This window comes from Rothia sp. LK2492, assembly GCF_040946345.1.
In the GTDB taxonomy this organism is placed as follows: Bacteria; Actinomycetota; Actinomycetes; order Actinomycetales; family Micrococcaceae; genus Rothia; species Rothia endophytica.
The window spans coordinates 290687-312442 of sequence record NZ_JAYWLX010000004.1; the positions used below are offsets into that span (position 1 = coordinate 290687).

The 21756-nt window shown below is 59.0% G+C and carries 15 protein-coding genes and 1 tRNA gene; 5 read left to right on the plus strand and 11 right to left on the minus strand.

The window, feature by feature from the left end; genetic code table 11:
- Window positions 1–82: 82 nt before the first annotated feature.
- From VVR27_RS06880 to VVR27_RS06910, 7 genes are all read right to left on the minus strand, one after another.
- Window positions 83–772, minus strand: a complete 690-nt coding sequence (locus VVR27_RS06880) for a DUF998 domain-containing protein (RefSeq protein ID WP_368547683.1) — start codon at window positions 770–772, stop codon at window positions 83–85.
- Window positions 773–1050: 278 nt separating this feature from the next.
- Entirely contained in the window at window positions 1051–1761 is a 711-nt protein-coding gene (locus VVR27_RS06885) for an IS6 family transposase (protein WP_368547684.1), read from the minus strand.
- 8 nt (window positions 1762–1769) lie between these two features.
- The gene (locus VVR27_RS06890; protein WP_368547685.1) at window positions 1770–3308 is read right to left on the minus strand and encodes an RHS repeat-associated core domain-containing protein; all 1539 of its coding nucleotides are present in this window, start codon (window positions 3306–3308) and stop codon (window positions 1770–1772) included.
- 117 nt (window positions 3309–3425) lie between these two features.
- Window positions 3426–4307 (minus strand): DNA-formamidopyrimidine glycosylase family protein, encoded by an 882-nt coding sequence (locus VVR27_RS06895; RefSeq protein ID WP_368547686.1) that lies wholly within the window; start codon window positions 4305–4307, stop codon window positions 3426–3428.
- Between the two features lie 522 nt (window positions 4308–4829).
- A complete protein-coding gene (locus tag VVR27_RS06900; RefSeq protein ID WP_368547687.1) occupies window positions 4830–5624 on the minus strand; it encodes an ABC transporter permease subunit in 795 nt (264 codons plus the stop codon).
- Window positions 5614–6588: an ABC transporter ATP-binding protein gene (locus VVR27_RS06905; protein ID WP_368547688.1), complete on the minus strand. Its 975-nt coding sequence runs from the start codon at window positions 6586–6588 to the stop codon at window positions 5614–5616. The genes VVR27_RS06900 and VVR27_RS06905 overlap by 11 nt, the downstream gene beginning before the upstream one ends.
- A 50-nt stretch (window positions 6589–6638) precedes the next feature.
- Complete coding sequence (locus tag VVR27_RS06910; RefSeq protein WP_368547689.1) at window positions 6639–12410, minus strand: DEAD/DEAH box helicase; 5772 nt, start codon at window positions 12408–12410, stop codon at window positions 6639–6641.
- Window positions 12411–12535: 125 nt separating this feature from the next.
- On the opposite strand from VVR27_RS06910, the gene VVR27_RS06915 reads away from it, so the two are divergent.
- Window positions 12536–13123, plus strand: a complete 588-nt coding sequence (locus VVR27_RS06915; protein WP_368547690.1) for a malonic semialdehyde reductase — start codon at window positions 12536–12538, stop codon at window positions 13121–13123.
- Between the two features lie 83 nt (window positions 13124–13206).
- Here VVR27_RS06915 and VVR27_RS06920 read toward each other — a convergent pair whose 3' ends face one another.
- The 3 genes from VVR27_RS06920 to VVR27_RS06930 form a co-directional block, all read right to left on the minus strand.
- Window positions 13207–13998: a DUF4232 domain-containing protein gene (locus tag VVR27_RS06920; RefSeq protein WP_368547691.1), complete on the minus strand. Its 792-nt coding sequence runs from the start codon at window positions 13996–13998 to the stop codon at window positions 13207–13209.
- Between the two features lie 7 nt (window positions 13999–14005).
- Window positions 14006–14326 (minus strand): 2Fe-2S iron-sulfur cluster-binding protein, encoded by a 321-nt coding sequence (locus VVR27_RS06925; protein WP_251380205.1) that lies wholly within the window; start codon window positions 14324–14326, stop codon window positions 14006–14008.
- Between the two features lie 189 nt (window positions 14327–14515).
- Window positions 14516–14588: transfer RNA gene (locus tag VVR27_RS06930), tRNA-Arg, on the minus strand.
- 450 nt (window positions 14589–15038) lie between these two features.
- Here VVR27_RS06930 and VVR27_RS06935 point away from each other — a divergent pair.
- The 3 genes from VVR27_RS06935 to VVR27_RS06945 all read left to right on the plus strand — a co-directional run bounded on the left by VVR27_RS06935 (window position 15039) and on the right by VVR27_RS06945 (window position 18883).
- The gene (locus VVR27_RS06935) at window positions 15039–16865 is read left to right on the plus strand and encodes a phosphoenolpyruvate carboxykinase (GTP) (protein ID WP_368547692.1); all 1827 of its coding nucleotides are present in this window, start codon (window positions 15039–15041) and stop codon (window positions 16863–16865) included.
- A gap of 232 nt (window positions 16866–17097) precedes the next feature.
- Window positions 17098–17571, plus strand: coding sequence for an Rrf2 family transcriptional regulator (locus tag VVR27_RS06940; protein ID WP_368547693.1), 474 nt, complete (start codon window positions 17098–17100; stop codon window positions 17569–17571).
- 127 nt (window positions 17572–17698) lie between these two features.
- Complete coding sequence (locus VVR27_RS06945) at window positions 17699–18883, plus strand: globin domain-containing protein (RefSeq protein WP_368547694.1); 1185 nt, start codon at window positions 17699–17701, stop codon at window positions 18881–18883.
- 83 nt (window positions 18884–18966) lie between these two features.
- Here the strand turns inward: VVR27_RS06945 and VVR27_RS06950 are convergent, their stop codons facing one another.
- On the minus strand, window positions 18967–20370 hold the full coding sequence (locus VVR27_RS06950; RefSeq protein ID WP_368547695.1) for a phosphomannomutase/phosphoglucomutase: 1404 nt from the start codon (window positions 20368–20370) through the stop codon (window positions 18967–18969).
- A gap of 136 nt (window positions 20371–20506) precedes the next feature.
- Here VVR27_RS06950 and manA point away from each other — a divergent pair, with 136 nt between their 5' ends.
- On the plus strand, window positions 20507–21700 hold the full coding sequence (gene manA / locus VVR27_RS06955; protein WP_368547696.1) for a mannose-6-phosphate isomerase, class I: 1194 nt from the start codon (window positions 20507–20509) through the stop codon (window positions 21698–21700).
- Window positions 21701–21756 lie beyond the last annotated feature (56 nt).

Consider the following 21756-nt stretch of genomic DNA (forward strand, 5'->3'; position numbering starts at 1 on the left):
CGGCCTCCACTCCCGGGCGATGCTGGTGGGGCTGCGCTGGCTGGTGTTCCGTAAGCCGATCCCTGAGCGGGAACGGTGAGCATCACGTTCCTCGTGTTCGGACCGAAGGCCGTTCAGCAGGCGTCGGAGCTTGATCGCGAAGGCCGCGACCCATCAGGAGAGTTGCTCCTACGAGGACCGTCCAGATGCTGAGGATGTCAAAGGAGAGTCGTTCGGTGCCGCCGAAACCCAACCAGGGCACCTCGGTGCCCTCCAGCGCCGCGACGAACGCTGCGAAGCCGACCAGTGACACCACTAGCGCCACGATCGTGAGCCGGCGGAAGTGTCCTGGTCCAGCGACCATGGCGAGCAGTCCCATGGCCAGCCACTGCGCGACTGCCTGGCCGAGCGCGGCGCCGTCATGCACGTCAGGATGCGTATCCCACGGTGCCAGGCCGACTATCGCAACCAAGAGCCCGGTCAGCGCCATCAAGATCGTTCCGGCACGTCCTGCGCGACTGTCCCACCAGCCGTGCAGCAACACCGCGCCGATCATGATCAACACACCGGAGGCGACCATGCCTGCGTTGAATAGCGGGTGCCACGGAGAGCAGACGTCGCGCACCTGCTTGCCCTGTTCAGAGAACTGTCCACAGATGGTGACACCGAGGTCGCTGATGGCATTGTCAGTCATTGAGTACCCCTGGGGCCACCGCAGCGCGACCAGCAGCTGCACAGGGAACAGCACGGCGCTGGCCATCCAGGCCACCGCTCCGGCGCGGTATCGGTTCACGACATCATCCTCCTTGGGTACCATACGACCGTATGGGCAATGTTAACGACGGCCGCGCACGATCACAACCCCGCGCACGCGGCGCGGGGAGCACAGCTGGTGATGGACGCTGTGGTGCGAGTACTGGTCCGCGACGGCCTCGACGGCCTGTCAGTACGCCGGGTGGCCGCCGAGGCAGGCATCTCGATCGGCGCCGTCCAGGTGCTGTTGCAAAGTTGGGCGGAGAGCCGAGACGACCCAGTTTCTCATTTCCTGATGGCCGCTGCGTGTGGGCGTTCTCAGGCCGTCTCGAAGACCCGGTTGGCGATCACCGCGTCCGGATTGGGGTGCCCATAAGCAAACATCGTGCCCTGACCTTTCCGTAATGAATGCATCGCTTCCATCCCTTTCAACGTCCGGTAGGCAGACGTCCGATTTTTGAACGCCCCCTTCGGTCCCAGGATTCTTTTAAGTCGGCCATGATCTCCCTCGAGAACGTTGTTCAGGTATTTCACCTGACGGTGCTCCACCGTCTGAGGGCAGATTCCCTCTGACTTCAACTCGGCGATTGCCCTGGCTAGGGAGGGTGCTTTATCGGTGTTGATCACTCTGGGATACCCGGCTGACGCATTGGGTCTGAGGGCCTTGGCCAGGAAACGCTTCGCTGCGACCACGTTCCGCTTCGGAGAGAGGTAAAAGTCCAGGGTCTGGCCACCGGCGGTGATCGCCCGATAGAGGTAGCACCACGTGCCGCCGACCCGGATATAGGTCTCATCCACCTGCCAGGAACTGGCCTGCCAGTCAGGTACCTGCCGGTACCACCGTGTTTGCTTGTCCAGCTCAGGGCCGTATTTCTGGACCCAGCGGTAGATCGTGGTGTGATTGACCGGCACGCCCCGCTCCGTCATCATTTCCTCCAGATCGCGATAGCTCACCCCGTAGCGGCAGTACCACCGCACTGCCCACAGAATGATGTCACGGGGGAAATGACGACCGGAGAAGATACCCATGGTTGTGATTATTTCACGTCGCTCTTCCTACTGCCCCAACTTTGCAACAACACCTCTTCAATCCCATATAGACCCGTTGGGTCAAAATTGTTCACCGGGTCCCCACCAGCATAGGCATACCGATTCGCATTAACCGGATCCAAAGGTGCATCCAAAGAATCCTGCTGCGTCCACACCCCCTGACTCGGATCATAAAAACGAACACCAAACAAATAACGACCCGTACCACCATGATCAACCAAACCAAAACGGTAACGGAACGGATCAAACACATCACGCGGAACAACCGTAGTAATCTCATCACGAGCACCATAAGGATCAAACTCCTTAAAGTTAGCCGTCGTAGCGTTATCCTTCACCAAACGAATATCAGAATCCACCGGATCAGATAAATACATATGAACACTCTTCTGATCCGTATCACGCAAGAACAACGGATTACCGGTTACCGGGTCATGCTCCACAAAAGCAGTAGCCCCATCATGACGAATCTTCTCAATCATCGGATTACCATACCGGTCATTCAACCCGTGCGTATAAACAAAAGTACCCTCAGTAGAAGATTGTTGAGCAATCAACTGCTTCTGGCTCATACCAGCAAAGGTATTAGTCGTGGCATTAGACCCATCCTTGAGCTCCGAGCCCACATTCTGATTCACCGAATTGTACGAGAGGTTCACCGCATCAGTTGACGTCAAGTTACCATCAGCATCATAAGCCCAATTATCACTGGTCATTTGGTTCTGAGCGTTGAAGGTATCAGCCTCACTGATAATCTGCCCGTCACCGGTGCTCTGCACGGTCTTGATTTTATTACCACGAGCATCATAGGTGTACTCATACTTACCCTCTGGGCTACCCGGGGTATTGACAGTGAGCAAATGCCCCGCAGCATCATAGGCATACGAGGTGACAAAACCAGTGCCGGTGGCCATATTAGCCGTGTACAAGGCCTGAATCTTATCCACCGCGTTAGTAGCATTGACCGGACAAGAACGAGGGTCCACGCCCGGGACGTAGCAGTACTTCTTCTCAGTCAGAGTCCCTACGCCCTTAGGGTTAGTAGAGGTAACCGGTGCGCTTTTGGCTTTTTTGCACCTTCTCACCAATGAGATTACCCGGACGGTCAAAGTCTGAATGTTTCCAGACTTCCCAGTTATCAGCGCTAGTATTCGCATCAGCCCATACCAGGTATCTGCACCCAGCACGCTGGTGCCGTCGGTAACCAGGACGCGCTGCCCGGCGTAGCGGCTAATCTCGGGATGCTCTGCTTCACGCAGCCAGACATCGAGTTCTGAGTTGAGGCAGATATCCCCGCCCTTGTAGTCCACAATCTTCGCTTTGACGTCGGGGGAGAGGCTGACGTCCACGGTGTCTAGATGGGTGCAGAAGCCAACGGCTGGGGCTGTAGCGCCAGCAACCAAGTTGCTGGGTAGCTTTGCGGTGAGCACGCAGGTATCACTGAGGTGTACATCAGAGGCGCCGGCTTCGAGAAGCTCCTTCTCTAACAGGCGGGCCAGATCCCACTGCCCCTGGCTGGTGGGCACGGTGCTTACGCTGGTATCACTCTACGACGATATAGCGGTATAGCGTAGGAAACGGGTGGCAAGGGCATCTTGAAGGGTAGCTGAAGAAGTCATGACACCAGTGTAATTCACGTCTCCCTAGCCCATAACTTGGCAGCCGGGGCAACGGTAACTGATCCGGTCAACGTCCTCGGTGCGCTGAGTGAGGTGCCCGGGAGTGTAGCGGGCGGCGCCGACTCCCGCATCCGACATGTCCTCACGCACAATTGAGGCCCCGCACCGGTAGCAGGGGCGGCCGGCCCTGCCGTAACACCAGAGTGGGTCGGCACTGGTATGGGTGACGCGGTGGGGCCGTTGGCGGTTGGCATCTAAAATCAGGCGTGCAATGGTGAGGACGCCGGGTAAATCGGGGACCTGCCCCACCGGGGTCCGAGGGTCCACGCCTGCGAGAAAGAGGGTTTCTGCGCGGTAGATTGTGCCGATGCCGGCCAGGTTCTTTTGGTCTAAGAGGGCAACACCGATGGTGCGTTCGGGACGCCGCAGCAGGTTGGTGGTGGCACGCTCTAAGGACCAGTCAGGGCCCAGTAGATCAGGGCCGAGAAAGGCTAGGTGGTCTGCTTCTTGTTCGGTGGGGTAGACCTCAAGGAGACCCAATGCGAATCCTACGGCAGCAACCGGTGTGCTGCCTCCCAGCACCTGCCCCGAGGCGTCCAGGCGGGCATTAGCTTCGATGAGGGCGCGCACCTGCTCAGCCGGCCGCCGCCACTTCTCCTTGCTACCATCCGGGTTAGTGCCGTAGAGGTGCCAAATCCCCTCCATTTTGAGATGGGAATGAAGGGTGATTTCACCGATGCGGAGCAGGATGTGCTTACCCCTCGCCAGAGCTCCGTGGATGGGTTGCCCAGCTCCATCAATCTCGGCAAGATCTGGGAAACGCAAATCAGTTTTGTGGGCTATTCTGCCGGAAAGTCCCCGGTGTAGAGCTTGTGCCTGACGCCATACGGTATCGCCCTCTGGCATGGTTTCTCCTCTGCAGGTAACAGCCTGGTATGCACCAAGGGGTTAGGGTCTTGGGTGGTGTAAAAAAGTAAATTTCAGTAAGAACATACTAGTCCGCACGGTAATGCGTGTATAGTATCAATCATGCTACGCGCCCATCCTGGCGGCGGGTAGCCTACCTACCACACCCCCGGAATCTCGGTTGATCCCGGCGCATCTCCCCTCACGAGCGTCATACATCAGCTGGAGATTTCGCTCCCGGGCCGTCCCCCACATTGCGGTCCTTCCCCTACTTGGAGGTCACTGATGGTTCTGTTGACAGTCTTGATGGTTATTGTGCTGATGATGTCGGTTGGCGCGCTCTGCGTTCACCTGCATCGTAGTGTACGCGAATTCTGTGCGGGTTACGCAGAAGCAGCAGACTACGTGAGCACCTGGAACAAATGTTCATCGAATCTTCCTGACCGCGGGGTGCAACGCCGGGCCCCCTGCTTAATAGAGCCGGCTCGGCATTTTCTTCGCCTTTAGGCCGATCCGGGTGCGCTAGGTGAGGTCACGACGCCTGAAAAATAGCAGTCCCAGAACTATCACCGCTCCCACTAGCAGAGCTAAGTGAAGAACACCGGCCCCGTCCAAGCCGTGGGTGAGGGGTGAATTCCCGAACGCCCAGTGGTAGGGGGAGAAACGGTGCATCCACTCCCAGTCTGGGTTTTGATGGCCCAGGGCATTGAGCACATAGCCGGTGACGGCCAGGGCGGCACCCGCGCCGGTGGCTGCTTTGCGTGAGCCCGTCATGGCGCCCACCGAGAGGGACGCGGCTCCGGCAGAAAGCCCCAGCAGCCAGTAAGCGAGCACCATAGGCGCTATATTTTCTAGGTCGATGTTCAGATCACCGGGTACATTCCAGGCCCAGGTGGCAAGGCCTGCGGTGGCTGCCATGGCTGCGGTGCGTATGAGCAGGGCAAGAAGCATATTGAGGTAGTAGCCGCTGCGTGAAACGCTGTGGGCAAGAGTGAGTTCTAGCCGCCCATTTTCTTCTGCTCCGGCCACCGCGCTAGAACCCCAGCTGATGCTGGCGATGGTGATGAGCACAAAACCTAAGAGACCGTAAAGGGTGCTCTGCGCGTAGCCGGCACCGGTGGTGATAGCGTCGAAGCCAACCGTTTTGGTCAGGGCTTCGGGCATCTGGCTGACCATGGAGTTGGGGCCGCTGACGAGCCCAGCAATAGACCCGTAGAGGCCCAGGTAGAGGCTGGCGGCTGCCAGCACCCCCAGGCACCAGAGAAACAGCGCCCGCGAGGTGCTGCTCACTTCATTTCTCAGAATTTCAAAGCGCATGGCTACCCCTTTTGTGAGCGGTGACTGAACCAGCAGGTGTGTCTGTGCTGGTGCCGTCCTGGTAGTAGTGCAGGATGCTTTCTTCGAGATCAGGCTTTTCAAGGTTGAGTTCTTGCACGGTGTAGGTGCCCAGCAGGGAAAGGAGGGCCGGCACCGGATCACGCAGGGTGCCACGAACCAGGGTGCGGTTGCCCTCCTCTCTAGCCGTCAGGGTGGACGCCGGGAGTTGCCGGGCTAGCTGGCTTCGCAATTGATGTGCCACTAGCCCCTCTAGGCTGGCGTGCATTTGCTGACCAGCGGCGTCCCTCAGCTCTGCCACGCTGGCAAGAGCGAGCAGGCTACCGTCTTTGACCACGCCCACCCGATGGGCGGCATGCTGTATTTCGCTGAGAATGTGGGAGGAGAGAAAGACAGTCTGCCCGCGACCAGCCGCTTCGAGGAGTAGCTCCAAAAAGACCTGCTGGACCAGGGGGTCTAGGCCGCTGGTAGGTTCGTCCAAAATGAGCAGGTCAGGTTGGTGCATAAAGGCCTGAATCAAACCGATTTTTTGCTTGTTGCCCTTTGAAAGTTTTGAAATGGGGCGGTTCAGCTCGGCACCTAACCGGCGGATGAGCGAATCATGGTAGGCGGAATCAGCCACGGGGTTCAGCGCAGCAAAGTGCTTGAGCAGCCCCTTGCCGGTGAGGGAGGGGACCGTGAGGAACTCCCCGGGCAGATAGCCGATGTGCCGGCGCAGGGCGGTATTATCGCGCGGATTTTGGCCCAGCACCCGAATGCTGCCGCTCGTAGGGCGCAGGGCGTCAATGAGCATGCGCATGGTGGTCGACTTGCCAGCACCATTGGGGCCGACCAGGCCAAAAATTTCACCTCGGTCAACGCTAACATTCAGCTGGTTGACAGCGGTTTTTGCCCCAAAACGCTTGGTGAGGTCCCGGATGCTCAGGGCGGTATCGGTAGTCTTCACAGCTACCCCTTTCCTCTTTTAGGGTACACCTCAACGCACCATCGTGTGCCCTAGCCTCGGCGCATACGAAGTCCTCGGGGAGTGGGATAAAAACCGGCGGCAAGCAGGGCGGTGCGCAGGGTAATTACCGGGTGCTCGGCCAGCTCTCCCTGCGGGGCTTCAGCCCCGGGCAGGGGAGCCGGGGAGTCCAGGATATCCATGCCACCGGCGGTCTCAAGAGCAATTTTGTCGGCGGCTCCTGCCCGCACCAGCTCACCGAGCAGAGGCGCTGCGGCAGCAATGATGGCGGGGGAATCGGTGAAGGGCAGCACCGTTTTAGCGCCGCGTTCTAGGTAGAGAGCCAGCTGACCGTCCACCAGCACCACGCAAGCACCTGCCTTACGACCCGGGCGGTGTTTGACCGGTGTGCGCTCGGAGTCCCAGGGGGTAACTGCTGGCCAATCCAGGGTGGAGCCGTAAGGGTTAGCAGGGTCAGTGGCGGCCAGTAGGACGGTGCGATGTTTGGTACGCCGCACCGGGGTGTAGACCGGTGAAGCTGAGTTCTCAGCCTGATCAGTATCGGTGGTTACCTCGCCATCCCTGTCATATTCGCGTAGACGGTCCACGGTGCTGGCGCTTGCGAACTGGGCTGCCCCCAGCTGTTCGATGAAGTAACCGCGCCGTGCCAGTCCCTTTTCTTCAGCCACAGAAAGCACCCGGTAGATCCCGGCAAAACCGCCCGGCACATCCTCTACTGCTACCGCTCCACGGGTCAGTACCCCGTAACGGTCCATGAGAAGTTCAGCGCGGGCGTGAGCGGCGACGGTGGAGTCAAGGTCCTCGGTCTCAAGCCGGGACCAGCGGCCAGCGTCCACCGGGGCAGTGGCCGGTGCCGCGGTAGGCCGAGTGCCGGTAGCAACCCCAAACCGGGCACCAGAGAGGCGAGAAGCGCCGCGGCGCATTCCCACGCTGCGAGCGCGCGGAGCAGGCTTGCTCAGCTTATGAGCGGAAGAGCCGCCGGCGAGCATGGCACGCACCGGGGCAAAGGTGTCGTTGGTGGCAAGACCTGCCCAGACCAGGTTCCATAGGGCGGCGGAGATTTCCTTGTCAGGTGGTGGAGTTTCCCCGCTGGCCGTCGCCAGGGCAGTTAGCTGCGCCTGAATCTGGTGGAAGAAGAGCCCCCCAGAGAGCAGAGCGTAGACGGTCTGCTCCAGCGGGTCCAGGGCGGCGAGCGCTTCGGCACGCTCGGCTTCGGTGGGTAGGGTGAGTGCAGCAGTTTCGCCTAGGTGCAGGCTAATCCAACCGTCGTCGCCCGCTAGGGCGCCGTCCCCACTCCAGATGATGTCCCCAGCGCTCATGGCTTTATCGAGCAGTGCGGGGGTGTAGTCGCTGATGCGGGCACGCAACACGAGAGCTTCAAGGGCTGAGGCTGGCAGACGGACCCCAGCCAGTTGGTCCACGACGGTCAGTAGACCGTCGTAGCCGCTCAACATCGCCTTTTCATCGCGCCGCACGCGCGCCCCACTGGTGGCACCAAAAGTGCCGGGTGCAGCGGTGGTTTCAGTAATTTCCCATTCGCCCACGTGCTGCCAGGCGGGCAGGAATCGGGCATAAATATCCCCGGTCACCGGTTCCACATCGGCGCGTAAGGCCGCCAGAGAGCGTGCTCGCAGGGTGCGCAGCACCCCTGAATCTACCCACTCATTACCAGAAGTTTCGGCGGTGCCGGTACGGGCAAAGGCTAGCTCGCCGCGTAGCTCATCGGGTAAGAACTCACCGGAGATGACGCGGCGGTCAGCGGCCAGCGCTCGCAGGGCGCTATCCACAACAGAGACCCCCAGCCCCAGGGCATGAGCAACCTGGGTGGCGGTGAAGGGGGCATGGGTGCGCGCATATCGAGCTACCAGGTCGGTCAGCGGGTTCTCGACCTGCTCTAAGAAGGCAAGGGGCACCCCAATGGGCAGGGGCACACCCAGAGCGTCGCGCAGGCGGGCGGCGTCTTCAACGGCGGCATATACCTCGCGTTCGCGCAGCCGGAAGCGGAAGGCGCGGTTGGCTGCCACGAGATCTTCTAGGAAGCCGCGGGCGGTTTCGAGGGTGACGGTGCTTTCGGCAGGTGCTTCATCTGATGCTGTCTCCGACGCTGGGGTCGGGGAGCTGGCCGCCTCTGGCTGGCGCAGACGGGCGGCGGCATCCTCAGCGCTGAGCGGCCCTAGGCGCCGTAGCAGGTCAGCGGTGCCTTCCACCCCGCGCAGGCGGTAACCGGCAGCGGTGCGTTGCAGACGTTCTTCGGTGGAGCGGATAACATCCACATCCAGTAGCTCGCGCAGCTCGTCTTTGCCCAGGAGTTCTGCTAGCAGAGCCGGGTCTAGTGCCAGGGCAGCGGCGCGGCGTTCGGCCAGCGGGGAGTCGCCATCGTAGAGGAACTGAGCGACGTAGCCAAAGAGCAGGGTACGGGCAAAGGGGGTGGGGTTCTCGGTCTCAATTTCAGAAACCTTGACCTTCTTGCTCTCGATAGACCGGTGCAGGTCTAGAAGGGCAGGCAGGTCATAGACGTCCTGCAGACACTCGCGGGCGGTTTCAAGGAGCAGGGGGAAGCTGGGGTATTTACGGGCAACATCTAATAGTTGGGCACTGCGCTGTCGCTGCTGCCAGAGCGGAGTGCGGCGGCCCGGGTCCTTGCGGGGTAGCAACAGGGCGCGGGCGGCGTTTTCCCTGAAACGGGAGGCAAAGAGAGCTGAGTTGCCCACGCGCTCGGTGACGAGGTCTTCAAGTTCTTGGGGGTCAAAGAGAAAGAGATCCGCGCCGGGTGGTTCGGCTTCCATTGCGGGAATACGCAGTACGATGCCGTCATCGGCGGCCATAGCTGATGCATTGACTCCGTAGCGTTCTTCGGCGCGGACCCCCACCGCCAGCGCCCAGGGGGAGTGCACGGGCATACCCAGGGGTGAGTGGAGCACCACACGCCAGTCGCCCAGCTCATCGCGGAAGCGCTCTAGTACCAGGTGCTGTTCACTGGGGACGTCCCCGGCAGCTTCGACCTGTTCACGTACGTAAGCCATGAGGTTATCAGCTGCCCAGGCATCCAGCCCGGTTTCGCGGAGGCGAGTGTTGGCCGCGTCCGGGGCAGTTTTGATATCGGCGGCTAGCTCGCGGGTGAAGGTGCCCAGGGCTCGGCCCAGGTCCACGGGGCGGCCGGGCGAATCCCCATGCCAGAAGGGTAGGCGGCCGGGGACGCCGGGGGCAGGTGTCACGGTCACCCGGTCATGGCTGATATCTTCGATGCGCCAGGATGAGGCACCCAGGGCGATGACGTCCCCGGCGCGGGATTCATAGACCATCTCCTCATCTAACTCACCCACGCGCTTGGGTGCTTTAGAGTCTTCCGCGCCAGCAATAAAGACCGGGAAGAGGCCACGGTCAGGGATGGTGCCGCCGCTGGTGACGGCAAGCCGCTGGGCGCCGGGGCGGCCCTCGATGGTGCCGGCATCCCGGTCCCACACCACGCGGGGGCGCAGCTCTGCGAACTCATCCGAGGGGTACTTTCCTGCCAGCAAATCGAGGGTCGCCTCAAAGGCAGCTCTGGGCAAGGAAGCGAAGGGAGCGGTGGCGCGTAGTGCCTCAAACCAGGCCTCAACGCTGATGGGGCCCAGGGCGCAGGCTGCTACCGTCTGCTGGGCAAGAATATCCAGGGGGTTGGTGGGAATCGAGAGTGGTTCAATGTGCCCGCCCAACATACGCTGCACGGTGACGGTGGCATTCAGCAAATCGCCACGGTGTTTGGGGTAGAGGTAGCCGCGGGATGTTTCACCCACGCTGTGCCCGGCTCTACCTACTCGCTGTAGACCCGATGCCACCGAGTGGGGGGATTCCACCTGAACCACCAGGTCAACCTTGCCCATATCAATGCCCAGTTCTAGGGAACTGGTGGCGACCACACAGCGCAGCTGCCCTGACTTTAGAGCCTCTTCAATCAGGGTGCGCTGGTCTTTGGAAACAGAACCGTGGTGGGCACGAGCCAGTACCGGCGGCGCCCCGGTAGCGGTGCCCGAACCACCCGCCATCTGTGCTGGTGGGCGCTGAACTGAGGGCGACGCTCCAGCCAGGCGGGAGTCATCGGTTTCTAATCGGGCGGGAGCGCCCTGAGCCAGGGCACGGGCAAGAATGGCAGAGACCGATTCAGGCTGACCATGAGCGTTTGTCTGCTCAGAGCCAGACCCCGAATCAGCGCCGCTGACGGTCGTATAGGTTAGTGCCCCGGTGCGGGCATTGCCGGTGACTTCCCCTAGCTGCCCCCGAGCTTCCAACCGTCCGATGTAAATTTCGTTGAGGCGGGCGGTGAGCTTTTCTGCCAGTCCGCGGGAGTTAGCGAAGACGATGGTTGAGCGGTTAGCTTCCACCAGGTCTACGATGCGCTCTTCAACATGCGGCCAGATGGACGCCTGGTAGCCAGAATTATCCCGCGGCTGCTCAGCCGGTGGGGAAGACTCCACCTCTTCGATATTAAAACCGGCAGGTAGGGCACCCGAGGCTGGCTGGGTGAAATCAGAGTCGGTGAGCTTGGGTCCAGCAGAATGAACATCGGTGTCTAGTTCTTCTTCGCCGGGGAAGACTCCCACCGCGTCGAAGAGTGCCCGCTCGGCATCATGAGAGGGGCTGGCTGCTGTGCGAGGGGGCTGGGGGAAGTCATCAAAGAAGCCGTCACCGGCACCCGGTTCTGCTGGGCTGCTACCTGCGCCCTTGCCCACTGCTGGCCCCGTCACGGGTCTGATGCCCAGGGCGTCAGCCAGGGTGATGCCCTGGGGCAGGCTTTCCGCTAGACCCGCACCGGTGGCAGGGTCTGACTCTTGCGCCAGAGAGTCGGTGTGTATAGCCCCGTCATCATAGGTAGGGATAGCGGCTTCATAGTCCCTGACCCTTTTCTGGGTACGTTGGTTGAGCTGGTCTACAAAGCTGGGTTTGGTTGGGGTGTCTGTACCTGCCGCCCCAGCGGTGTTCGAGGCTGAAGAGTTGTTGACGAAGCCGCCGGCGTTAGGGCCGCCTAGCGCGGTCATATCGGGCACCGGCACCGAGACAGTTAGCTCCCACTTCTTTTCAGAGGGTGGGCGCACCACTTCAACGGGTGCGCTACCGCCCAAGAAACGAGCGACGGTTTCTACTGGTTCTACGGTGGCAGAGAGCCCAATGCGTTGGGCGGGGGCGGGCAGAATCTGATTAAGTCTCTCCAAAGTCACCGCCAGGTGCGCGCCACGCTTGGTGCCAGCCACGGCGTGCACCTCATCAATAATGACGGTGTGTACCCCGGTGAGGGTAGAGCGTGCCTTGGAGGTCAGCATCAAAAAGAGGGACTCGGGGGTTGTAATGAGAATGTCCGGCGGGGAGGAAATAAGGGCGCGGCGCTCCTTAGGCGGGGTGTCTCCGCTGCGCACTCCCACCCGCACCTCAGGCGGTTGAACCCCTAAGCTTTTTGCTGTTTGAGCAATACCAATCAGCGGGGCACGCAGGTTCCGTTCTACGTCCACACCCAGGGCTTTGAGGGGCGAGATGTAGAGAACCCGGGTACCGCCCACCGGTGCGGACGCCGCGCCCCCGCTGCCCTGGCCAGCAGAGCCGGCCTCGGCACGGGCGTCGTTTTCAAAGTGCAACCTATCGAGCGCCCAGAGAAAGGCTGAGAGTGTTTTACCTGAACCCGTGGGGGCAACAATCAGGGCATGCTGACCTGCACTAATAGCCTTCCATGCGCCGGCCTGAGCTGCTGTAGGCGCTGAAAACGCCCCGGTAAACCAGGTGCGTGTGGGGGCAGAGAAGTGGGCGAGGGCTTCGTGCGGTTGATCAGCGGTCATTGTCCCATTATCCCGTAGACCGGTCAGAAAGCACCCTTTGTATGCCAGGTGGCGAGCAACCAGTTCGAAGCGATGAGGCGGGTGTAAAATCAAAACCGTAAATATTTTCTTGGTAAAGGAATGTTATGGCGCTATCTGTCTCAGCCCGCGAAGAGCTCTTCATTACCCCACGCACCGTCTCTCACTTCACCGATCAAGAAGTCACCGATGAGATGCTGCGAGAGATTTACAACCTCACCAAAATGGGCCCCACCGCTTTCAACTCCCAGCCCCTGCGCATCACCTGGGTGCGTTCAGCAGAAGCCCGCCAGCGTCTGGCTGCCCACATGGTCGCTTCTAACCGGGCAAAAACCATCGCCGCACCCGTGACCGCTATCCTCGGCTTTGACCGCAACTGGTTCCAGCGCTTTGGCGAGTTCAATCCCCGTTCAGCGCCGAATATGCAGCCCATGTTTGAAGGTAACCCCGAGGCAGCTGACGGCACCGGGGCGCTTTCAGCCCATCTGCAGGCAGGCTACTTTATTACCGCCGTCCGCGCCCTGGGCCTGGACGCTGGCCCCATGACCGGTAGCGACCTAGCAGCTATCACCACGGAGTTCCTTGCCGACAAAAACCAGCAGGCCTTCCTCATCGTCAATCTTGGATACGGCATTGAGCCCAGCTACCCCCGCAACTTGCGTTTTGAATTTGAGGACGTCACCGAAACCATCTAGCTTTCCGGATTAAAGAGCTAAGGGCGGTAAAGCACGAGTGCTTTACCGCCCTTTCGCTAAGACTCATGGTGGCAGGCTTGAGTCTAGGGGTTTGCCCCTACCGCACCCACCGATAGCTGTGAAATCTGGCTGTTAGAGCAGGCTTCTGCGGGGAAGTTCAGCACCAGAGCCTGTGAAGCTCCGGGTGCCTGTACGGAGTACCCTGCCGAAGGCTGGGCTTGGCAACTTTCACCGAAGAGCTGCGCTCGGGTTTCGCGCAGGGTAGCGCTAACGCTCTGGTTAGTGCCCAAGACGGTGCCTGAGGCTGACCATTCAGTAGCTTGAGCTGCACTGGCGCCAATCTGGTGGTTTGAGGCGTCCACATAGTGCACCGATGGGTAGCCACTCATGGTGCAGTCAGACTCGCCAGTATTGGTGAAGGTGAGCGTGATGTAGCGAGAACCGGCAGCTCCAACTCCTTCGGCTACAGCCGCTGATATGTAGAGCTGGTCGTAGTCGCAGACGGCCACTCCTGCCGCAGAACTCGGTGCCTGGCGCGGAGCTTCACTAGCCTCTTGTGGTGGCTCGCCGGTGGAAACTGGGGTGGGTTCCACGGTGGTCACGGTGCCGGTGGGCACCGGTTGAGATGTAACCTCTGACCCCGGCGCAGGCGTTTTTTCAATAACCTGAGGAGAAGGAGCCGTTGCAGTGGGGCTGGGCTGGGCGCTGGGCGTAACCGTAGCAGTTGGGGTGGTGCTGGGAGCGCTGGTTGAGGACGCTGGGCTACTGGGGCTTACTACTTGTTCCTGGGAGTTAGACTGGGACGCACCGCAGGCACTCAGGAACAAAAGTGCAGCCAGACTGCCGAGGGCTGCGATTTTGGGGGATCTGATCATAGGCTGTCTACATCCCGGGTTGCAGGGTGATGTGAGCGCCGTCCATGCCCTCGGAATACTGGGTTTGGCAGCTGAGACGCGAGCATTCGTTGGCGACGTCGTCAATCATATCGAGTAGGTCTTCTTCCGCTTCTTCGCGGGGGAGGGACGCCTCAATGTGGTCGGGGTCAATAAAGGCGTGGCAGGTGGCGCAGGAGGCGTTGCCGCCGCAGGTTGCCAGCACGGGGAAACCGCCAGCGATTACTGCCTCAAGCATGGTCTGGTCTGATTCCCAGGTGAGCTCTTTGGTCTCACCGTTTTCGTCGGTGACAGTGATGTTTACGGTCATCGGTTTACTCCTCGTTTTTAGCGGCGGTCACCGGGCAGGTGGCCGTGTGTCTTCCCTCATTTTATGGGGGGCCAGGGGGCTGGCCCCTATTTTGTGGTGAATGCTACGTTCATGTGTCTCTTTGTATACCGTACATAGAATAATGGGGCACGAAAAAACCGGCCTCCCGAAGGAGACCGGCTTGTGATGTGCGCCCGAAGGGATTCGAACCCCCAACCTTCTGATCCGTAGTCAGATGCTCTATCCGTTGAGCTACAGGCGCATTTTGCATTAGCTGGTTTCATCAACCTGCCTCAGCAACAGGTAATACTTTACGCAGGTTCTTAAAGGTGCGCAAATTGAAATCCCGTGACGGTTGTCTCAGCTGGCTCCTTCGGTATGTAAATTCCTTGAGATAGCAAGGTTTTTGGTGTGAAAATTATTTTTAGAGGGGACTGGACCAACAGTTTTCTGTTGCCTGCGCCACGGGCCTGAGCGTTAGGTGTCGAAATATTTTGTCAGATGCAGAAAAAAACAATCAATCTGGGTACGCTGGTTACACACGATGAAGTGATGTGTGCACCGCTTGCACGACGCGTTCATTCATATCCATGGGTGGCGCGTTTTCTATTTTTGCCTGTTTGACTACGGCCTTAGGCGAAGAGGAGAAGCAGGTGCACGTCGTCCGGCACAGTGGAGTGCCGGTTGAACAAACCTAAAGGGGAAGCGTCAGATGACTGACTTTTCAATTGAAAACGTATCCGCCCAGGCACCCACCACGCATGCAGAGTTGCTGCAGTGGGTTGCTGATATTGCACAGATGACTCAGCCTGACCGCATCTACTGGGCCGATGGAACGCAGCAGGAATACGACCGTTTGGCGGGGGAACTGGTTGAGGCTGGCACCTTCCGTAAGCTGAGCGACCACGAATTCCCTAACTCATATGTAGCGTTTTCTGATCCCGACGATGTTGCTCGCGTTGAGGAGCGCACCTTTATCTGCTCAGAGACCGAAGAGGGCGCCGGCCCCACCAATAACTGGCGCGATCCTCAGGAAATGAAGCAGACCCTGACCGGTCTCTTCACCGGTTCCATGCGCGGCCGCACCATGTACGTCATCCCCTTTGTCATGGGCTCGGTGGACGCTACCAACCCCAAGTTCGGTGTTGAAATTACCGACTCAGCTTACGTGGTCTGCTCGATGCGCATCATGGCGACCATTGGCACTGAGGTCTTGGATAAGATGACCGCCACCAACGCTTTCTTTGTGAAAGCACTGCACTCAGTGGGTGCTCCTCTGGAAGCCGGTCAGCAGGATGTCCCCTGGCCCTGCAACCCCGAGAAGTACATTGTGCAGTTCCCCGAGAGTCGTGAAATCTGGTCCTTCGGTTCGGGCTACGGCGGTAACGCCCTGCTGGGTAAGAAGTGCTACGCCCTGCGTATCGCCTCAGCGATTGGCCGTGATGAGGGCTGGATGGCTGAGCACATGTTGGTTCTCAAGGTGACTAACCCAGAGGGTAAGAGTAAGTTCATGTCTGCTGCCTTCCCTTCAGCCTGCGGTAAAACTAACTTTGCCATGATGGACCCTACCGTTGAGGGCTGGAAGACCGAGATGGTGGGCGATGATATCGCCTGGATCGAATTCCGTGACGGTAAGCCCTTTGTGGTTAACCCTGAAGCAGGTCTTTTTGGTGTTGCTCCCGGGACCGGCTGGTCCACTAACCCCAATGCTATGCGCGCTGTCGCCAAGGGCAACACCATCTTTACTAACGTTGCGCTCACCGATGACAATTCAGTGTGGTGGGAAGGTAAGACCGATGAGGTGCCCGAGCACCTGATCGACTGGCAGGGTAATGATTGGACGCCGGAATCCGGCCGTCCCGCTGCCCATCCCAACTCTCGCTTCTGCACCCCCATTGCCCAGGCTGACATACTGGCTGAAGAGTACTACGCTCCGGATGGCGTGCCCCTGTCTGCCATCATCTTCGGAGGTCGTCGCAAGACCACTGTGCCCCTGGTGACCGAGGCAAGTAGCTGGGAGCAGGGTGTCTTCCGCGGTGTCACGCTTTCATCAGAGACCACCGCTGCCGCTAAGGGCGCTGTGGGTGTGGTGCGTCGCGACCCCATGGCGATGTTGCCCTTCATCGGCTACAACGCTGGTGAGTACATCCAGCACTGGATTGATCTGGGCAAGAAGCACGGCGAAGAAAACATGCCCAAGATTTACTACGTCAACTGGTTCCGTCGCACCCCTGACGGTGGCTTTGCGTGGCCCGGTTTTGGTGAGAACTCCCGCGTGGTTAAGTGGATCTTTGACCGACTGGAGGGAACTGCTGGCGGTGAAGAAACCTTCCTGGGTGTCGTCCCCGGCCCTGGTGACCTGGATGTCACCGGTCTTGATATCACCGAGGCTGAGTTGCAGGCTGCTCTGGCTGTCAATAAGGATGAGTGGGCACAGGAGCTGCCAGGCATGGACGAATGGTTGACCGCCCTAGGCGATAAGCTACCTGCTGAGATGCATGCCCAGCGTGACGCACTAGCTGAGAACCTGGCGTCCTAAACCAGACCTGTAAGAGGGGCTCTTGTTCATATTGAGCAAGAGCCCCTCTTTGGTGTTCGCTATCGTGGCTTCCTGTGAAGTTCATTCCAAAATCATTTTTTCTCTTGTGCTGGAACTTAAGGAGTATAAAACTGTAACAGTTACCATCCTTAGAGGTTCTTGTTCGTTATTTCCGAACTAATAAATAATCTCGATATTAAGGATCATCCCGGCTATCACTAGGAGCTACGCAATGCGACTCACCGCTTTTTCAGACGTCTCATTGCGCATCCTTATGCTTCTTTCTGGTCTTGACGGGCAGAAAGTCTCCACTCAGACCATTGCTGAGGGTGTGGGTACCCCCTATAACCACGTGGCTAAGTCGGTAGCTTTCTTGGTGAATATGGGCCTCCTCGAATCAACCCGTGGACGCACCGGCGGGGTTCTCTTATCGGACGCCGGTCGGGCGGCAACTGTCGGCCAGGTACTGCGGGCTACCGAGAACGGTGTGGCTATGGTGGAGTGCGAGGGCGGGTCTACCGACTGCCCTATGCGCCATGCCTGCTCCCTAAGGAGCGTTCTTGCTCATGCTCGTGAGGAGTTCTTTAAGTTGCTAGACCCTGTAGTCATTTCTCAGCTGCCCAACGAGAAGCAAATGGGGCCTGTCTTTGTGGAGTTGGGGTTGGGGCCTCTTGGTGGAGCAAGAAGTTTGCCCTCAGCCGCCTAGTGCTGATTGACGAAAACAAAACTGCTGACACAACCGGGTGTCAGCAGTTTCTTTTTCTTCTTTATTTCGCATTTATTATGCTAAATTGGGTGAGGTTGAGAAACACTCAGTTATTAAGGAGACGGATATGCTGTCCGAGAAGTCCCGCCCCGTCATCGAGGCCACCCTGCCCGTTATTGCGGAGCGCATTAATGACATCACCCCCGATTTTTACCAGCGCATGTTCACCGCCCGCCCTGACCTCATGGACGGCCTGTTCTCACGCTCATCCCAGCTAGAGGGCACTCAGCCCAAGGCACTGGCAGGCTCTATCGCCGTCTTTGCCTCCTACATCCTGGCTCACCCCGGCAAGTACCCCGATGAGGTGCTCTCCCGCGTCGCCCACAAGCACGCTGCTCTTGGCCTGCGTGAAGAAGAGTACCCCACTGTTTACAAGTATCTCTTCGAGGCAATCGCAGCTAACCTGGGCGATATTCTGACTCCCGAAATCGCTGAAGCCTGGACCGAGGTTTACTGGCTCATGGCAGATGCCCTCATTAAGCTCGAAAAGGGGCTTTACGCTGTTCAGGCGAACAACGCCATGTTCGCCCCCTTCGCTATTGTGAGCCGTGAAGAGACCGGTGAGAACGTGGTTGTTCTGACCCTTGAGCCCGCCAACGCTATCGCCATGACCGACGCTGTTGCCGGCCAGTACGTCTCTATCATCACTAAGGCTAAAGACGGTCTGCGTCAGCCTCGCCAGTTCACCCTGCTGCCCTCTGAGAAGAACCAGCGCCGTGTTGCTATCAAGCTGGACCTCGAGGGCGAGATGACTCAGATTCTGCACGAGAAAAAGGTGGGCGACATCCTTCAACTCTCTAACCCCTACGGTGATGTGACCCTGGGTGTTTTCGGCGATTCAGAAAATCAGCCCCTCTACCTCTTCTCAGCAGGTATTGGCGTGACCCCCATGATCGCTTTCCTTTCAGAGCTGGCAGCTGCCGGCTCCAAGCGTGAGGTCATTGTGGTCCATGCTGACCGCTCTTTCACCACCTGGCCTCTACGCGATGAGATGACCGAGTACGTCAACCTCATCGAGAACGCCAAGCTGGTTTCCTTCGTTGAAGCAGGCGGCGAAGGCAATTTCGAAGGCCGCGTAGACATTAGCAAGCTGGGCGTCCCTGCTCACGCTTCAGCCTACCTCTGTGGCCCGCTGCCTTTCATGCAGGGTGTGCGCTCCCAGCTCATTGAGGCTGGTGTTCCCGGTACCAACATCCAGTACGAGATCTTCGGCCCTGACCAGTGGATGCTGCACGACCAGGCACGCGGCTAGTCTGGCCTTAATATAGAGCACCTCCTTAAAATGAAGAAGCGGTGGGCACGTAAATCGTGTCCACCGCTTCTTCTTATCTTTGGTTAGCTTTCGCGAACGATTGCAAGAATCTCATCGCGGACACGCTCCATGGTCGCTTGGTCCGGCGCTTCAAGGTTGAGGCGCAGGAAGGGCTCGGTGTTAGAAGGGCGCAGGTTAGCCCACCAACCTTCGGTCTTGTGCTCGAAGGTGGTGCCATCCATGGTATTGATGTCCACGGTGTCGCCGTAGTGGTCGGCAACGCGGGCAATGGCGCCGGCCTTATCCTCAAGCTCTGAGTTAATCTCACCGGAGGGGACATAGGGGGAGTACTTCGCACCAATCTCTGAGAGCGCCTTCTTGGAGGTGCCCAGTGCTGCCAGCACGTGCATAGCAGCTAGCATGCCGGTGTCAGCGTTGAAGAAGTCCTTGAAATAGTAGTGGGCTGAGTGCTCGCCGCCGAAGACGCCATTTTCTTTTGCCATGACAGCCTTGATAAAGGAGTGGCCTACACGGGTCTTGATGGCCTTGCCACCCTTAGCCTCAACCAGCTCGGGTACAGCCTTTGAGGTAATCAGGTTGTAGATGATGACTGGCTCTGCGTTGCCTTCTGCCTGGGCGCGGGCGATTTCACGCTCTGCAACCAGTGCGGTAATCGCTGAGGGGGTGACAGGTTCACCCTTTTCGTCGATGACGAAGCAGCGGTCGGCGTCGCCGTCAAAAGCAAGACCGATATCAGCGCCGTGCTCAACTACTGCTTTCTGTAGATCTACCAGGTTGGCAGGCTCCAGAGGGTTAGCAGGGTGGTTGGGGAAAGAACCGTCTAGCTCGAAGTAGAGGGGAACGATATCCAGGGGCAGACCGGGCAGGATGGTGTCGCCCAGCACGGCGGGGGTGGTCATGCCGCCCATGCCGTTACCGGCGTCCACTACAACCTTGAGGGGGCGGATGCCCGAGAGGTCCACCAGGTTGCGCAGGTATTCGGAGTAGCCCTTCAGCACATCCTTTTCGCTGACCGTTCCTGGGGTTTCAACGGTGGGTATGGTGCCCCCGTTCAGGTATTTCTGTGCCAGGTCGCGTACCTCGAAGAGACCGGATTCTGAGGAGATGGGCACCGCACCGGCCTTGGACATTTTCATGCCGTTGTACTCGGCGGGGTTGTGCGAGGCGGTGAAGGTAACACCGGCTGCATTCTCTACACCGCAGGCGTAGTAGAGCTCATCGGTAGAAATCAGACCGATGTTAATGACGTTTGCGCCGCGGGCAGTGGCGCCTTCAGCGAATGCTTCCATGAATTCGCTGCCTGAGGGGCGCATATCGGCACCGACCAGGACGTTCTGGCCCGCCAGTTCAAGCACGTCAACGAAGGCAGCGCCGGTGGCGCGAACGGTTTCTGCGGTGATGGTTTCCCCCACAATGCCGCGAACATCGTAAGCCTTAAAAGATGCAGTTAAATCAATAGTATTCACAGGGCTAGTCTAGTAGTCTGGACAGGTTCTACGGCTTAGGTCAAGGCTAATTCTGCTGTGATTTATGGCGATAAACACCCGGGGGTAAACCCTGCATAGCTGTCGGCGACAAGGGGTCCATGGTTTCATAGTGAGTATGGGTGAATTATTTTCTCTTGATAATCCGATTCAGAATTATGCGTGGGGCTCACGTGAAACGCTGGGGCTCATGCGTGGTGTGCCCGTACCCACTGAAGCACCTGAGGCTGAACTGTGGGTGGGCGCTCACTCGTCTGCACCCTCCCTGGCACACGTGGACGGCGGCGCTCAGCCGTTGGACACGCTGGTGGCGCAGAACCCCGACCGGTTTCTGAACCCGAGGCGAGAGAACGATACTTTCCCTTTTCTATTCAAAATTCTTGCCATTGAGTCGCCCCTGTCGATTCAGGTTCACCCCACTGCTCAGCAGGCTGCTCGCGGGTATCGGGAAGAAGAGGCGCGTGGAGTTGCCCTGGATGACCCTACCCGCAATTACAAGGACCAGTTCTCTAAACCAGAGACCCTTATCGCACTGACCCCCATGCGCATTCTCACCGGCGTGCGGGACTTCGCTGAGTTACGTGGCTTTGCTACCACCCTCAAGCTGGACTGGCTCAACGGCGTTCTGGCCCAGGCAAAGACTCCCCGTGATCTGCTGGTTGCGATTGTGCGTATTCCTCATGACGCCGCTAGTACAGCGACCGCTAAAACCGTCAAAGCTGCCAAGAAATGGGCTAAAAAGCATCGGGACGTGCAGGAGCAGAACTCTGCAATTGCCGGTGCGGTTGAACTGGTTGCCCTGGTGGACGCTAAGTACCCGGGGGATCGCGGTCTGCTGTTGGCTTTGGTGATGAACCTGCTGCACCTGAAACCCGGCGATGCTGTCTTCACTCCTGATGGTCAGGTGCACGCCTATGTTTCGGGTACGGCTATTGAGCTGATGTACCCCTCCGATAACGTGATGCGAGCGGGCCTGACCAGCAAGCACGTTGATGAAGAAGAACTTATCACCGTTTTGGGCGAGCACCAGAACATCCCTACCATTCAGCGTCCTGCCGCGGGTGCCCTGGCAACCTACACCATGTGGGATGAGCGCTTAAGCGTCACCCGCCTGAGCGTCACAGAGGGCGAAGAGCTCGCCCTTCCCCTGGAAGGCGTTGCTGTGACTCTCTGCACAGCTGGCACCGTGGTGGTGCGTGATGAGACCAAGACCTTTACCCTCACCGGCACCCAGTCTGTCATGTACGTGGGCGATCCTGGCCAGCTAAGTGTTGCGGGGCAGGGCGAACTCTACATAGCTGCCCAGCGCTAGACCCCCTCTGACATCTACTAAGATAGGGGTGTATCTCGCACGTAACCATCGTGCCC